The sequence below is a fragment of the Kitasatospora sp. NBC_01246 genome (genome assembly GCF_036226505.1).
Classification (GTDB): domain Bacteria; phylum Actinomycetota; class Actinomycetes; order Streptomycetales; family Streptomycetaceae; genus Kitasatospora.
In genome coordinates this window covers 8,566,732-8,578,238 of sequence record NZ_CP108484.1, presented here as the reverse complement: position 1 = coordinate 8,578,238, position 11,507 = coordinate 8,566,732, and the positions used below count along the sequence as shown (strand labels likewise).

Below are 11,507 nucleotides of genomic sequence, written 5' to 3'. Positions count from 1 at the left end.
AACCCGAGGAGATACCGATGCGCGACCGCCAACCGCCTCGGGACGCAGACGACCGCCCCAACCCCGCGCCGCACCACGGCGACGTGACGAACCGGACGCCCGCCCAGTCCGTCGTCGCCCAGCGGTCGCCGGTCGGCCGGCCTCCGGACAAGCCGGCCGACTCCGGTGTCATCGGCCGGCTGACCACCACCGTCGAACGCCTGCGTCGCGAGCTCACCCTGGCGCGGGCCGAGGCGGACGGCCGGGCGTTGATCGAGCTCGCCAAGGGGATCCTGGTCGAGCGCCTGGGCTACGGCCCCGCCGACGCCCTCCGGCAGCTCGAAGACCTGGCGGGCCAGTCCAACGTGTCCGTCCTGGAGCTGGCGGCCGACCTGGTCAACCAGGCCTCGCACGACCGGATCGCGGACCTCGCCCGCGAGTTCCTGGCCTCCACCGGCGAGCCGTCGGTGGGCGTTCGGCTGCGCAGCGCGGAGACCGGCATGCTCGGGGCCGACGACGTCCAGGCCGTCGCGCAGTCCGCCCTCGAACACGCGCTGCGGCCGCTCGGGGCGCAGGCGGTGGCGATCTGGGCGGCCAACTCCGACCAGTCCCTGACGCTGGCCGGCAGTGCCGGTTTCGCGGAGGAGGAGGCGAGGCGCTGGCGCCATGTCCCGCCCGGGGTGCCCGTCCCCGCGCGCCGCGCGCTGACCGAGCGGGCCACCGCGACCTACCAGTCGCTGGCCGCCGCGGGCCTCCCCTCGATCGGGCAGCGGGAGTTCGGCGGCGGACGGCTGGCGGTACCGGCGGGCGCGGGCGGCCGGATCACCGGCGTCCTGGAGGTCTGCTGGAGCGGCGCCCTGCCTCCGCAGTCCCAGTCGCTGCAACGGCAGTTCGAGGCCCTGGCGGAACTGTGCGCCACCGCCCTGGAGTCCCGCCCGGCCGTCGTCGACACCAACGGCGGCGCCGACCCGGAGACCACCGACCTGCTGGAACTGGTCCACGGCCTGAACGACCCCTGCCTGATCATGCACCCGGACGTCGACGCGTCCGGCCGGGCCACCGACTACCTGATCAAGCACCTCAACCCGAGCTTCGAGGACTTCGCCGGGCGGCCGCGCAGCGCCATCGTCGGCGCCCGGCTGCTGGAGGCCTACCCGCTGGCCGCCGAGCCGGGCGGCCTCTTCGAGATGATCGAACACGTCCTCGCGACCGGCGAGTCCTTCCGCTCGCCGGGGATGATCCTGTCCGCGCTGGTGGACGGCGTCCGGCTGACCACCCGGGCCCGGGTGAGCATCAGCCGCCACGGGGCCTACGCGGTCGTCGTGTGGCGGACCGAGGACGGAACCGCCCGGGTCGCCAACCTGCTCCAGCACGCCCAGCGCCTCGGGCGCATCGGCGGCTTCGAGGAGAACCTGCACACCGGCGAGATCGCCTGGAACGAGACCCTGTTCGACCTCCACGGCCTCCCCCCGCACGCCGAACCCGTCCCGCTGGAGCAGTTGCCGACCCATGCGCACCCCGACGACGGGCATGCCATCGGCCGGTTCCTGCGCACCCTGCTACACCACCAGCGGCCCGCCTCGACGGCCTTCCGCCTCCAGCGCGCCGACGGGATCGCCCGGCACATCCGGGTGGTCGCCGAGCCCGTCCTCGACGCCGACGCCCGCATCGTCGCCGTCCGCGGCGCCTACCAGGACGTCTCCGCCCAGCACTGGACCGAGGTCGCCCTCGCCGCCACCCGCGACCAGCTCGCCCACACCGAACAGCAGGCCGCCGAACGCAACCGGCTGGCCCTGCAGCTGCAGCACGCCATCATGCCGCCCAGCCGCGGCCCGTTGGACCTGCACGACCTGCGCGTGGCGGTGCGCTACCGGCCCGCCGAGAAGGACCACCTGGTCGGCGGCGACTGGTACGACGCCCTCGCCCTGCCCACCGGCCAGGTGCTGCTGTGCGTGGGCGACGTCGCCGGACACGGCATCGAAGCGGCGACCGGGATGGTCGCGCTGCGCAACGCCCTGCGCGGGCTGGCCGCCACCGGTGCCGGCCCTGGCCAGCTCCTGGGCTGGCTGAACACCGTGACCCACCACCTCACCGACAACGTCACTGCGACGACCGTCTGCGCCCTCTACGATCCGCGGACCCGGGCCCTTCGGTGGGCCAGGGCGGGTCACCTCCCGCCCATCCTGGTGCGGGACGGCCGCGCGACCGAGCTGCCCGCCGTCGCCGGCATCCTGCTCGGTGCGATCGACCAGGCCGACTACGACGAGGGGGAGATCCGGCTGGAGCCCGGGGACACCCTGATGATGTACACCGACGGCCTGATCGAGCGCCGGGACCGCTCCCTGGAGCAGTCGCTCGCCGACCTGCTGAGCACCGCCGGGGACGCGGACGGCGTCGCGGAGCTCGACCGCCGGCTCGACCACCTCCTGCGGTACAGCAGCTCCGACACCGACGACGACACCTGTCTGATCGGGATCACGGTCCGCTGAGCCGTCGGGCCCCGCCGGAGCTTCGCGGAGTCCGCCGGCCGGGTGCCTACGCGACCCGGCTCCGTGTGGGACAGAGGGAGCGGGGAAGCCGCCTGGCGCCCCGCTCCCCCGGCGGCGGTTTCCAGCGGTCGTCGCACCACCTGACCGGTGGTCCAAGGCCGCGAGCAGCGCGCAGAGACGCTGGGCCGGGGTCTTCCCGGCCGAGCGTCCGGCGTGCGTGGGCGGCGGTCGGGCTGGTCGGCGACGGCGCCCCGACCCTCCGGTCCGCCAGGGGGCCGCCCGGTCGGGTCGGGCCGGGCTCAGGCGGGCCCGTCCGGCAGGGGTGAGCGCAGCGAACTGCGGCCGGCCTTCCAGCGCTCCAGCAGGTGGGCGGCGAACCGGTCGTCCACCACCTCGGCCGCCGCGATGCCGAACGCGATGTCGGGCTCCAGCTCCGCCTCGCTCGCGAGCAGCTCTCCGATGACACCGCGCCGCATCAGCTGTTCGTGGACGGCGTCCGCCTCGATGTGCTCGCGGTAGAACAGCGTGCCGTCCGGCCCCGCGCCCAGCCGTTCCAGGGCGGCCGCCAGCCGGGCGGAACCCGGCGAGGAGGTGACCTCGACGACGGCGAACAGGCCGACCGCCGCGCCCCGCAGGGACCGGTGCAGGCCGAACAGGGTCATCAGGTTGACCACCGCCAGCGCGGGGGCCGGAACGCGGTCCAGGTAGTGCCCGTAGCCGGGGTCGAGGCCCAGGTCCGCCATCATCCGGGCGAAGAGCAGGGCGTGGGCGCGGTCCGGCCGGCCCGCGCCGTACTCGTCGAACGCGACCGCCATCAGGGCCGCCTGCGCCGGACCGTGCACCCGGGGGATCATCCACAGCTGCGGGTCGGCCTCCTTGAGGTGGTAGACCGAGCGGTGCACCAGGTACTCCCGGGCCTGCCAGCGCTCGCCCTCGGCGAGCAGGTAGTGCGACGGCCCGGAGCCGTCGACGGGCTCGGTCAGCAGCTGTTCCAGGGCGTCGCCGACCCGCTCCGCCGGCTTCGCCTGCTCCCGGACGGCGGCGAGGAACGGCACTTCGAGCTCCCGCCGGAACGCCAGCAGGGCGGGATCCCACTCCCAGTCGGGGTCCACGCCCGCCAGACCGCGGTCGTGCAGGTCGTAGCAGAGGTGGAGGGCGAGCTGGTGATCCTCCCCCCACGGGTCCGAGGGCGGCCCCGGTGCGACGACCGGCCGGCCGGAGCCCGGCGGGCCGGCCGCGACGGCTTCGAGTACGGCGCCGGAGAGCGGGCCCCGGGCCTCGGGCAGGGCGTTCACCGCCCGCTCCGAAGGCCGTCCGGGGCCCCTGGCCGGGCTGCCCCGCGCTCCTCGGTCCCGGTGAACGCCGTCCGGCCCCGCTGTCGCATCATGCCCGTCTCCTGTCGTCGGACGTCCCTGTCCGTCCGGGCGGCTGCCCGGCATCCGCCCGGACTAACCTGCGGTCCGTCGGAGTGAGCAGCCGGCCCGGCCCCGCCGGACCGGGTCAGCGCATCGGCCGCCGACCGGCTCGCCGGACCCGGAGCGCGGCCACCGCGACTGCCACGAGGAACACCACGACGCCGATGACCAGCAGATACGCCAGGCCTTCGGCGACCGCGCCGATCAGTCCGAGCACGATCGCCGCGATCACCAGCAACAGAACCCAGACCATGGTCCGACCGCCTTCCGTCGATTGCCCGAGCACCGCCCGGGGCCGTCCGGGGTCCACCGCTCCCGACCGCCCGGGCGGCGGACCGCGCTCGGACGGCACGGTGCCGCTGTGACCGGGGCCGGTGTGAGCGGCGTCGGTCCGTCCGGCGTCGGTGTGAGCGGCGTCGGTCCGTCCGGCGTCGGTGTGAGCGGCGTCGGTCCGTCCGGCGTCGGTGTGAGCGGCGTCGGTCCGTCCGGCGTCGGTGTGAGCGGCGTCGGTCCGTCCGGCGTCGGTGTGAGCGGCGTCGGTCCGTCCGGCGTCGGTGTGAGCGGCGTCGGTCCGTCCGGCGTCGGTGTGAGCGGGACCGGCACCCTGGCGGCTGCCCAGTCACGGCCGCTCCCAAGCGGCGCCCCGACGCGCCGTTTCGGCCCGGGCCCGCTCGGGCACACGCCCGAGCGGCCGGCTCAGCGGCCCTCGGGGACGGGCGCCGAACCCGGCGCGTCGCCATGACCACAGGGGACGTCGATGTCACCAGCTCTGCGAACCGCACGGAAGCGCCACTACCTGATGTGCCGGCCGACGTACTTCGCCGTCGACTACGCGATCAACCCCTGGATGGATCCCGCCCGGCCGGTCGACTCGGCCCGGGCGGTCCGCCAGTGGGAACGCCTGGTGAGCCTGTACCGCGAACTGGGGCACAGCGTGAGCCTCGTGGAGCCGCGCCCGGGTCTGCCGGACATGGTCTTCGCGTCGAACGCGGCGAGCGTCGTCGACCAGCGCGTGCTGGTCTCCAGGTTCCGGCACCCGGAGCGCGCGGCGGAGGCGGACGCCTACCGGCAGTGGTTCACCGAGCGGACCTTCCGCCGGGTCGCCACGGCCGGCCACGTCAACGAGGGCCAGGGCGACATCCTGCCGGCCGCGGGCCTGCTCCTGGCCGGGACCGGATTCCGTACGGAACCGGCCGCCCACGCCGAGCTCCAGGCCCTCCTGGGACTCCCCGTGGTGACACTGACCCTGACCGACCCCCGCTTCTACCACCTGGACACCGCGCTGGCCGTACTCGGGGAGACCGAGGCCATGTACTACCCCGGCGCCTTCGACCCGGCGGCCCGCGCCACGCTGGAGGCCCTGTTCCCGGACGCCCTGCTCGCCGAACGCGCCGAGGCGGAGGCCTTCGCCCTCAACGCCGTCTGCGACGGCCGCCACGTCGTCCTGCCCCCGTCCGCCGTCCGGCTGGCCGCGCAGTTGGAGGAGCGGGGGTTCCAGCCGATCGGCGTCGAGATGAGCGAGTTCCTCAAGGCCGGCGGCGCCGCCAAGTGCTGCACGCTCGACCTGCACGGTTGCGCCGAGGGCGAGCCCGTCCGGCTGCGCCGGGACACCGAGGTGGCCGAGGACACCCGGGAGGCCGCCTGAGGCCTCCCCCGCTGCGGCCGAACACCCCCCGTGAGGCGGCGGCCCCGCGCGGGCCGGACGCGGCGCGGCGGGGGGCTCAGGCCCCCGTGGTCTGGTCGGCGATCATGCGGACCAGACCCTCGCGGCCGGCGCGGCGCAGTTCGCCGAGCTGGCGGACCGCTCCGTTGCCCTCGCGCAGGACCCGCTCCAGCACCGGGGTGACGTGCCTGCCGTCGTCCCCCATCGCGGGGGCGGTGAACTCCACCAGCGCGGCGACCGCGTCGCCGAACGCCCGCAGCCCACCGTGGAGCGGGTCGAAGACCTCATCGGCGCAGCCGTGGCGGGCGCCGCGCCACAGGGCCGCGTCCAGGGTCTCCGGCCGGAACGCGGCGGCCGGCGGGCCGGGAATCTCCTCGCCGAGCAGCCGGGTGGCGAGGGCACGGACGGTACCGGCGAGCATCACCGCCTCGTCCGGGCGCAGCTGGACGTCCATGGCGCGGATCTCGACGGTCGGGTAGCGCTCCGAGAGCCTGATGTGCCAGTAGATCTGGCCGGTGTCCGGGATCAACCGGTCCTCCACGAGGGCCCGGATCCGCCGGTCGTACTCCTCGGGGCCGTCGATGAACGGCGGCAGACCGCTGACGGGCCAGCGGTTGAAGACCACCGTGCGCCAACTGGCGAAGCCGGTGTCGGTGCCCTGGGACAGCGGCGAGTTCGCGGCCAGGGCGACCAGCAGGGGAAGCCACGGCCGCAGTCGGTTCTGCAACGCGACGCCGGTGGCCCGGTCGGGGATGCCCAGGTGGATGTGCATGCCGCAGATGAGCTGCTCGTCAGTGAGGCGCGGAGCGTCGCTGTGGATGGCCCGGTAACGGGCGGTGTCGGTCACCGGCACGGGCAGCCGGTCGGTGAACGGCGCACTCGCGCAGGCCGCGAGGAGGCAACCGTCCTGGCGCGCCGCCTCGCCCAGCGCGTGCCGCATCCGGACGAGGTGCCCGCCGATCTCGTCGAGTTCCCGGGAGACGGGCGTCGCTACCTCCAACTGCGCCTGCAGCAGCTCGCGTTGCACCTCGCCGTGGTCCATCGCGGGCTGCAGGTCGGCCGCCCGGCGCACCTGTGCGGCACGTGCGACGGGGGTGCCGGCCGAACGGTCGAGCAGGAGGTACTCCTCCTCCACTCCAAGGGTGATCATGTCTCGCGCATACCCGCCGCTCCGGCGTCCACTCCTGGTGACCGCGGCCGCCGCCCCCCGGCTGCTCCCCGCCGGCCGGGCCGGCGGGGAGCAGCCGGGGGGCGGCGGCCGCGGTTCGGACGGGCCCGCAAGGGTAGACGTCGCGGCTGGAGGTGTTCACCATGACCGGAAGGGCTTCCACGGGAGGACTGCTCGCGGTCTCGTGCTCCGAGGAACGCGACGGCGTGGTCGTGTGCACCGTGAACGGCGCACTGGACGTCCAGACCGCCGAGACGCTCCAGGGCGCACTGCGACCACGGCTGGCCGCGACCCCGCCGCCCGAGGTACTCGCGGTCGATCTGCGGGGCGTGGGCTTCTGCGACTCCACCGGGCTCAACGCCCTCCTGCTCCTGCGGTCGGAGGCCGAGCGTGCGGGTACGTCACTGCGCCTGGCCGGAGTACGGCCGAGGGTGTGGCGGGTCCTGGACACGACCGAGACGGCGACGATGTTCGCCGTCCACGCGAGGGCGGCGGACATCCGCCCGGCGCGGACGCGCAGCGGCGCGGGGTGAGCAGCCGGCCCCTCCGGCCGCGGCCCGCGGCGACGGCAGGCACGCCCCGGCAGGCCGGTGACGGTCGTCCGACCCGCTCGGCCGGGAGGCCCGGTCACCGACGCTCACGCCCGGCTGGAGAGCCTTGGAGAAGGTCACCGGCAGCGCCCGCTACGCCGGGGACCAGCAGCCGGAGGGCCTGGCCCACGCCTGGCCCGTTCCCACCACCGTCGCCCGGGGCGACATCACCGCGGTCGACGCCGCCGCCGCCGCGCTGGCGATGCCAGGCGTCCTCGCGGTGCTCACCCATCGCAACGCTCCGCGCTCACCCTCCCCGAGGGCGGCTCGGGCATGACGTGCTGGCGACGCCTGGCCGCCTGGAACGAGGCCGGCGTGTGGGACCGGCCCTGTTGCGAAAGCTCCGGGCCGCTGGGCGGCTCGACTGGTCCCGGGCGGTGAACGACTCCAGCCACCTCCGGGCTGCCCGAAGGGGCCCGCAAGCGGACCGAGCCCGGTCGACCTCGCACGACCGGGCAGCAAGCACCACGTCCTCGTCGACGCCCAGGGCATCCCGCTCGCGGTGTCACTGACCGGTGGCACTGACCGGCGGCAACCGCAACGACGTCACCCAGCTGCTGCCCCTGCTGGCGAAAGTGCCCGCCGTGGCCGGCCTCCTCGGCCGACCCCGGCGCCGCCCCGACCTCCTGTTCGCCGACCGCGGCTACGACCACGACACGTACCGGCGACTGGTGCGGAAGCAGGGCATCAAACCGATGATCGCCCGCCGGGGAGCACCCCACGGTTCCGGCCTGGGCGTCTACCGCTGGGGCATCGAACGGACCATCGCCCGGCTCCACGGCTTCCGCCGCCTGCGCATCCGCTGGGAACGGCGCGACGACATCCACGAGGCCTTCCTCGGCCTCGCCACCTGCCTGATCACCCACCGCCACGTCCAACGCCTTTGTCAGGACCTCTTACGCCGGATCGGTAGGCACCGGCTTCACCAGCCCCGAACGTCGCACCCTGCAGCCGCGCTGCGCCACCTCGGCCGGTACGAGTCACCGTTCACCACGGACCGGGCGGGACCGGGGCCGGACCGCTGCGCCAGGTGCGCTACGCGCGGCCCGAGCTCCCGGCCGACGAATCCCTGGAGCTCACACAGGCCGCCGCAACAGAAGCCGGTATGAGGGCCTGCGCGCGTGAGCTGCCCACCCCGGGCCGGTGGCTCGGGTAGGCAGCGGCTCTGCGGTGCCGCCGGTCAGCCACCGGCCGCTGTCGGGGCGGCGAAGGTCTCGCGGGGCCCGAAGTCTGGGGAGGTCACGGAGAGGGCGGATTTGGGGTTCGATGACGAGCACGGTCACGCCCGTGTCGGCCCGAGGCGCCGGCTGGCATTGATAGTATGTCAATTACATATTAGTGCAATGCTGTTAACCGCCAAGGGCTGGTACGCAACAGCGCAGATCCGGTCGGTGCGACGACGAAGGGACAGTCCGGTGAGCAGTCTCAACAAGGGTCTGGAACGGATCGAAGTAGGCCTGTTGTGGGATCCGAGTCCCGCAGGCTCGGCCCGTCACGATCTGGACCTCGTCGCCGCGACATACACCGCCGCCGCCCCGTCCGGCGCCCCCGCCTACCTGGTTCATTTCGACAGCCGCGCTCCCGACGGCACGATCACCCTCACCCGGGACAGCCTTGACGGCAAGGGCCTCGGCGTCGACGAACGCCTCGTCCTGGAGCTCGACCGTCTGGCCGACCGCTACGTCCGGGTGGTCGTGGGCGTCGCCATCCAACAGAACGCCGGCCGACTGACGTTCGGGGACATAGCGAACCCCGTGGTGAAGATCCGGAACGGGCGCGATGAGTTCGCGGCTGTGGACTTCGCCGGCGCCGGTGAGGCAACAGCGGCGAGGGTCGCGGAGTTCGTCCGGGACAACTCGGGGGCCTGGGGATTCCAGCCCGGCGTCTACGGCTTCGATGCCGATCCGGCGACTTTCGCGAGGATCATGGGCACCTGAGACCTGTTGCAGAAGGTCGGGCACGAGTAGGCCGGGATGCCTCGAAGAACTCCTGCCGACACCATGCGGTGCGGGCCGTCTCCCCCGTGGTTCGGATCTTGTCACGGTGCGACAGTGAGCTGGTCTCTCCGGTCGGCCCCGGGGCTGTGGAGCGTTCTGACGTGACGGATGCCGAATGGTACTGGAACAGTCCGGGGTCCCCGAACCCCCGGTCCACCGCGCCGACGGCTCGATCGGTCAGCGGCGTCCTCCAGCACCGGGTACGCCGCCACACGTTGACAGCCGGCCCCGGCCTTCCGGAAGTGCGCCGCTCGGCCGCAACCGTCCTCCCCCGGCCTGCGGTCGGCCCGGTCAGCCGCAGGCCGCGACGGCCTGGTCCACGCTCTCGTAGAGGCCGAAGATCCGGTCGATACCGGTGATCTGGAGGATCTGCGCCAGATCCCGGCCCCCGCCCGCCACGGCGAACGGCGCCGAGGCCGCAGCGGCCCGCTGGTAGCCGGAGAGCAGCGCCGAGACCCCGATCGAGCCGCAGAACGACAGGCCCCCGACGTCCAGGACGAGCGGGACGGCGGCGGCCAGCGGCAACCCTTCCACCATCCGGCTCAGCCGCGGGGCCGTGTGGTAGTCGAGCTCCCCGGTGACGGTGAGGACCGTCGCCCCCGACGGATGGGTGTGGACGGCTATGGCCAACACTTCCTGTTCGGCGGCGTACCCGGGAACGGACAGCACCACCGCCTGGCGGCGGCCGCCGCGGTAGTACTCATCGGGTGCCGAGTCCGGAACGGCCGGGCCGATCTGCGGGAACTGGGCGAGGTAGGCGAGGTTCCTCGTCCCCCGGCCGGATCAGTGGCCAGTCGCAGACCAGGAGCAGTGCGCCACCGCAAGGGCGGCCCCGAGGTGGCCCTCGACCTGCCGGAGAAGATCACCTTCCGGCACGCCCTCGCCCTGACTCCCACCCAGGTGGGCCTCAACACCCGCGCCACCCGCATCGCGACGGAGGTACCCGCACCGCTCCGGGCCCCGGACGCCATCGTCGAAGCGGGTGCCGGTACGAACCGGGGGGACCAGGTGAGCGCCGGTGATTGCGCGCCGTCGACCGGTGCGGACTCGACGAGCTTGAACACCGTCGGGAGGGCCGCGGTCGGGTTGCCGGCACGCCAGGGGACCATGGTGCGGAGGTTGACCGTGGAGACGTCGACCCGATCGGACTCGTACTCGGTGGCCCGCGTGAAGATCACGACCCGCCAGCCGGAGCCGTCGAGGCAACCCTGATACCGGGTCCGGCGGCCTGAGGGGCGGTCGCCGCTGCCGGCACCATCAGGTGCTACTTGCCGTGCAGCCCGGGCAGGTTGCAGCGGCGCGGACGCTCGATCGTCCGGGCCGCCCTAGAACGCCTCCGAACTCCCCCGGCACCGCGGCTGGTGCCTTCGGCGCGCACCTCAGCGGCCGTGCCGGCCTCATCGCGGAACGCCGATGGGGGTCCGCAACAGCCCGCCCCACCACGGCATCCGACCGGTGTCCCCGGCGTCCGGCAACCAGCAGCAGGGCCAGTCGATCCGTCGCGCTCCCCCGCCCCGCGAGAAGGATGCCGGTGGTGGCGCGGCACCGATTCTCCGGGCGTGTCCGCCGTTCAGGCCCGCGCATCCGCGAGGAAGCGGCCGTAGCGACCTCATCCTGACCACCGGCCATACGTGGCCGGTGCTTTGACCTGTGCGGTTGTCCGGCGACGCGTCAGCATCGACAGCGGATGGCAGGTTCCGCGACCCCCGCCTCCCCGTGCGCGGCCGACCCGGGCTGCCCCAATTCCTGACGCCCGTGCGCGTACGTGAGGGAGGGGGTCCGGTGGCGGAGGCGAAGGGGTCTCCGGCTGCCGGCCGGCGTGCTGGCAGGCGAGTCGGGCTCACGCCGTACCGGCGACAGCTGGGCGGACAAGGTGGCGTCGCTGTGCCAGGAATCGCGGGCGGAAGCCGATGGCCGCGGCCGAGCTCCGGTCGGCCGTGCCGACCATCCGGCCCGACCTCTACCGCCGTGATGCTCGCGGTGTTCCTCCTCCTCCTCCCGTGCCACCGATGAACAGCACCGACCCGAACCCCGTGACGAAAAGGACGCCATGACGGACCATTACGGGAACCAGGACCCAGCCACGCCGACACCGCCCGCCTGGCAGCAGACGCCGCACGCGGTGGCGCCCCGGCCCGGCGACAGCGGCTGCCCGCCATCAGCCCCGGTCGGGTCAGCGTCCGCCGCGTCGTCTGCCGCGGCACCG

General features: G+C 74.0%; 10 protein-coding genes and 1 pseudogene. 7 read left to right on the top strand and 4 right to left on the bottom strand.

The annotated features are described in order from the left end of the window. Positions 1-17: 17 nt before the first annotated feature. A complete protein-coding gene (locus OG618_RS36060) occupies positions 18-2,468 on the top strand; it encodes a SpoIIE family protein phosphatase (protein ID WP_329491847.1) in 2,451 nt (816 codons plus the stop codon). 299 nt (positions 2,469-2,767) lie between these two features. On the opposite strand, the gene OG618_RS36055 is transcribed toward OG618_RS36060, so the two are convergent. Both OG618_RS36055 and OG618_RS36050 read right to left on the bottom strand, forming a co-directional pair. Further along, positions 2,768-3,763 (bottom strand): iron-containing redox enzyme family protein, encoded by a 996-nt coding sequence (locus tag OG618_RS36055; RefSeq protein WP_329491846.1) that lies wholly within the window; start codon positions 3,761-3,763, stop codon positions 2,768-2,770. 205 nt (positions 3,764-3,968) lie between these two features. Beyond that, positions 3,969-4,136, bottom strand: coding sequence for a hypothetical protein (locus tag OG618_RS36050; RefSeq protein WP_329491845.1), 168 nt, complete (start codon positions 4,134-4,136; stop codon positions 3,969-3,971). Positions 4,137-4,640: 504 nt separating this feature from the next. On the opposite strand from OG618_RS36050, the gene ddaH reads away from it, so the two are divergent. Next, positions 4,641-5,528, top strand: coding sequence for a dimethylargininase (gene ddaH, locus OG618_RS36045; RefSeq protein ID WP_329491844.1), 888 nt, complete (start codon positions 4,641-4,643; stop codon positions 5,526-5,528). Between the two features lie 76 nt (positions 5,529-5,604). On the opposite strand, the gene OG618_RS36040 is transcribed toward ddaH, so the two are convergent. Beyond that, the gene (locus OG618_RS36040; RefSeq protein WP_329491843.1) at positions 5,605-6,696 is read right to left on the bottom strand and encodes a carboxylate-amine ligase; all 1,092 of its coding nucleotides are present in this window, start codon (positions 6,694-6,696) and stop codon (positions 5,605-5,607) included. Between the two features lie 161 nt (positions 6,697-6,857). Here OG618_RS36040 and OG618_RS36035 point away from each other — a divergent pair, with 161 nt between their 5' ends. The 4 genes and pseudogenes from OG618_RS36035 to OG618_RS36020 all read left to right on the top strand — a co-directional run bounded on the left by OG618_RS36035 (position 6,858) and on the right by OG618_RS36020 (position 9,241). Then, positions 6,858-7,247, top strand: a complete 390-nt coding sequence (locus OG618_RS36035; protein WP_329491842.1) for an STAS domain-containing protein — start codon at positions 6,858-6,860, stop codon at positions 7,245-7,247. A gap of 124 nt (positions 7,248-7,371) precedes the next feature. Further along, positions 7,372-7,581, top strand: a complete 210-nt coding sequence (locus OG618_RS36030; protein WP_329492417.1) for a hypothetical protein — start codon at positions 7,372-7,374, stop codon at positions 7,579-7,581. Beyond that, positions 7,569-8,164 (top strand): annotated as a pseudogene (locus OG618_RS36025) (IS5 family transposase); the annotation flags it as partial. The gene OG618_RS36030 and the pseudogene OG618_RS36025, both read left to right, overlap by 13 nt. Positions 8,165-8,719: 555 nt before the next feature. Beyond that, positions 8,720-9,241, top strand: coding sequence for a TerD family protein (locus OG618_RS36020; protein WP_329491841.1), 522 nt, complete (start codon positions 8,720-8,722; stop codon positions 9,239-9,241). A gap of 351 nt (positions 9,242-9,592) precedes the next feature. On the opposite strand, the gene OG618_RS36015 is transcribed toward OG618_RS36020, so the two are convergent. Then, positions 9,593-9,931, bottom strand: a complete 339-nt coding sequence (locus tag OG618_RS36015; RefSeq protein ID WP_329491840.1) for an STAS domain-containing protein — start codon at positions 9,929-9,931, stop codon at positions 9,593-9,595. 207 nt (positions 9,932-10,138) lie between these two features. Between OG618_RS36015 and OG618_RS36010 the strand changes: the two genes are divergently transcribed. Continuing rightward, positions 10,139-10,513 carry a hypothetical protein gene (locus OG618_RS36010; RefSeq protein ID WP_329491839.1) on the top strand — a complete coding sequence of 125 codons (375 nt, stop codon included), beginning with the start codon at positions 10,139-10,141 and terminating at the stop codon, positions 10,511-10,513. The last annotated feature ends 994 nt before the right edge of the window (positions 10,514-11,507 follow it).